This is a genomic window from Tepidiforma sp. (assembly GCF_034432735.1).
In the GTDB taxonomy this organism is placed as follows: Bacteria; Chloroflexota; Dehalococcoidia; order Tepidiformales; family Tepidiformaceae; genus Tepidiforma.
Map to the genome: position 1 here is coordinate 1 of NZ_DAOUBJ010000131.1, position 3,080 is coordinate 3,080.

Here is a 3,080-nt window from a genome sequence, read left to right on the forward strand (position 1 = left end):
AAGAGGAAGCGCGCATCCTCGGCCGGGACACCAGCCTCCACCATCCGCTCGTACAGCTCGCCCACCTCCTCGAACAACCGAACCATCTCCCCCGCAAGGCCAGCCCGAGCTACCGTCTCCGGCACCGTGAACGGAAACTCGCCATCCTTGTACGTCACGTACCGCTGCGATTGCTGCTCGAAGCTGATTCCCACCCGGTGCCGGACGAACTGATGCGAAAAAGCTCGGCTCACCCCGGAAATCCCGAACTCGAACCACACCTGCTCCAGCGGCGAGCTGTGACCCGTCTTCAGGCGCTCCGCCACGAACCGCTCCATCGTCTCCCGCGAAATGCGCTCGCTCTCGATCCGCTCCGCCACCTCCTGCGGCGTCAGCGCCGAATAGCACACCCGATACGCCATGTAGAGCGAACGGATCGGGTCGGGCGTATGGGACAGCAACGTAACCGCGATTGGCATCGGTGGCCCTCCAGCCGACATTGTCACCCAATGGCCTCGCCTCGGCGACCGACTTACGTCGCGCCGCCCACAATTTCCGTCCCTGGCTCCCGGCTACGCCGCGAAGTTCAGCCGCAGCCCCCTCGTCGGCCACTCCTCGAACAGCCCCAGCCTGCCCGTCCCACTCAGCGTCACATACAGCGACGTCATGTTCGGCCCAAAACAGGCATTCGTCGTGAGCAGATCGGGACACGGTACATGCCGCACCTTCGAACCATCCGGCGAAAACACCGTCAAACCACCGTTCAGGATGGTCGCAACAATCACGTTCCCCTCCGCATCGACGCACATACTGTCGCAGAACGAGTACCCAAAAGGCGGCGCCCCCGGAACTGTCCCGATTACCCGGCCATTCGCCACCTGACCCGGCGCCAGCACATCGTACGCCCACACCCGCCCCGTTGGCGTCTCCGCCACGTACAACGTCCGCTCGTCCGGGCTCAACCCAATCCCGTTCGGCCCTTCCATCGGGAAAATAATCTCCCGAATGAACTTCCCATCCGGTGACGCGTAGTACACGCCCGTCCGGTCCTTCTCCCGAGGGCGATTCTTTCCCAGGTCAGTGAAGTAGAAGTTCCCCTCCCGGTCGAAAACCAGATCGTTCGGCCCCTTCAGCGGGATGCCATCGCATTCGGTGTACAGCGTGCTCACCTCGCCAGCCAGCGTCACCCGCTGGATCGCACCGCCCGCGTAGTCTACCGGCTGCTCACCGGGAAAGAGCCCCATCGTGCCATCCGGGAGTGGCCGCCGATGCCACTGAAAACCGCCGTTCTGCGTCACGTACAAGGCACCATCCGGCCCGAGCGCCGCACCGTTCGGCCCACCGCCTGTCACCGCCAACACCTCCACGCTCCCGTCCGGCTTCACGCGGCTCAGACGCCCCGCCGCAATCTCCGTCACAATCACATCGCCATTCGCCAGAGCGACAGGCCCCTCGGGAAACTCCAGGCCTGTCGCAACGATCCGAGGCTCCACGACAAGATACCCTCCGTCGAGATGCCCGAATCCTACGCCGTCCAACCCGCCCGTCGCTACGCCAGCCCGACCGAACTCCGTAAGGCCGCTCGCGCCTGCCGAACGTGCCGCTCGGTCGTGCCCGGTTCGGCAGTTCTCGCCCCTCCCCCAGCTGCTCGTCCGATCCTCTTCGTCGGAGAAGCCCCCGGCCGCCTCGGAGCCGCCCGCACCGGCCGGCCATTCGATGGCGATGTCGCCGGCAGCCGTTTCCGCCGGCTCCTCGCCGCCTCCGGGCTCCCCGAGTCTGCCATCGCCCTCACCAACGCCGTGCTCTGCCTCCCGCTCGACGAACGGGGGAGGAATCGCCGCCCCCGTCCATCCGAAATCCGCTCCTGTACCCATCTCCTCGCAGCGACCATCGACCTCGTCGACCCGCTGGTCGTCGTCGCACTCGGCGCAGTCGCGCTCGAGGCCCTCGCCGCCCTCGAGCCACACGGGCTCGCGCTTCGCACCCACGTCGCCCGGCCCTGCCGCTGGCGTGGCCGCTGGCTGCTCCCCCTCTACCATCCCGCCGCACGCTCCGCCATCCACCGACCCCTCCAACACCAGCTCGCCGACTGGCGCCGGCTCGGCGCCCTCGTCCGCCCGCTCCTCCACGAACGGGCATCGGAAATTTTCGTTGACAGGCCCATATCGAAAAATTACGATGGCATGAGCAACGCCCAGGAGGTCCCCATGCCAGCTCCATCCCCCGACGAAATCCGCGAACAAGTCGCTCGCGCCTACGCCAACCGCGTCCAGCCCGTCCTCCAACGCGCCGAAGCCACCGAAACGCTCCCCGTCGTCGAATCCGACCGGTGTTGCGCGCCAGCACCCGTCGAACAACCCGCAACGAACTGCTGCGGCGATGCTCCGGCCTCCGACGACGTCATCGTCAGCCGAATCGCCGAGCTCTATCGCGCCACCGACATCGCCGACCTCCCCGCCACGGTCACGGATGTTGCCTTCGGCTGCGGCAACCCCACTGCCATATCCGCCCTCCAGCCCGGCCAGGTCGTCCTCGACCTCGGCTCCGGGGGCGGCATCGATTGCTTCTTGGCCGCCAAAATGGTCGGCCCCGCCGGTCGAGTCTACGGCGTCGACATGACCCCAGAGATGGTTCGCCTCGCCCGCAAGAACGCCGAAAAAGTCGGCGCCGCCAACGTCGAGTTCCGCCTCGGCGAGATCGAGCACATCCCCATGCCCGACGAATCGGTCGACGTCGTCATCTCCAACTGCGTCATCAACCTCTCGCCCGATAAACCCCAAGTCTTCCGCGAAGCCTTCCGGGTCCTCCGTCCAGGTGGCCGCCTCCAAATTTCCGACATCGTGTGGACGAAGCCCGTTCCGCCCGACATCCGTGGCGACATGGAGAAATGGGCAGGCTGCATCGCCGGCGCACTCCTCGAATCCGAGTACCTCGACCACATCCGCGCCGCCGGCTTCGTCGACGTAACCTCCACAGCCACCGAGTACCCGGGTGGCCGCGGCCTCGCCTCGGCAGCGGTCACCGCCCGGAAACCGGCCCCCGGAGAGACCACCTGCGGCTGCACCGACTGCTGACGTCACCTCTCCCCAACCCGAAACGCG

General features: G+C 66.5%; 3 protein-coding genes. 1 reads left to right on the forward strand and 2 read right to left on the reverse strand.

Annotated features, from left to right (window positions below; all coding sequences use genetic code 11):
• The coding region (thyX, locus tag VAE53_RS11805; RefSeq protein WP_322819568.1) for an FAD-dependent thymidylate synthase at positions 1–458 on the reverse strand (458 nt) is incomplete at its 3' end.
• A gap of 93 nt (positions 459–551) precedes the next feature.
• Entirely contained in the window at positions 552–1,472 is a 921-nt protein-coding gene (locus VAE53_RS11810; RefSeq protein WP_322819569.1) for an SMP-30/gluconolactonase/LRE family protein, read from the reverse strand.
• 21 nt (positions 1,473–1,493) lie between these two features.
• Here VAE53_RS11810 and arsM point away from each other — a divergent pair, with 21 nt between their 5' ends.
• Positions 1,494–3,053 (forward strand): arsenite methyltransferase, encoded by a 1,560-nt coding sequence (gene arsM / locus VAE53_RS11815; RefSeq protein WP_322819570.1) that lies wholly within the window; start codon positions 1,494–1,496, stop codon positions 3,051–3,053.
• The last annotated feature ends 27 nt before the right edge of the window (positions 3,054–3,080 follow it).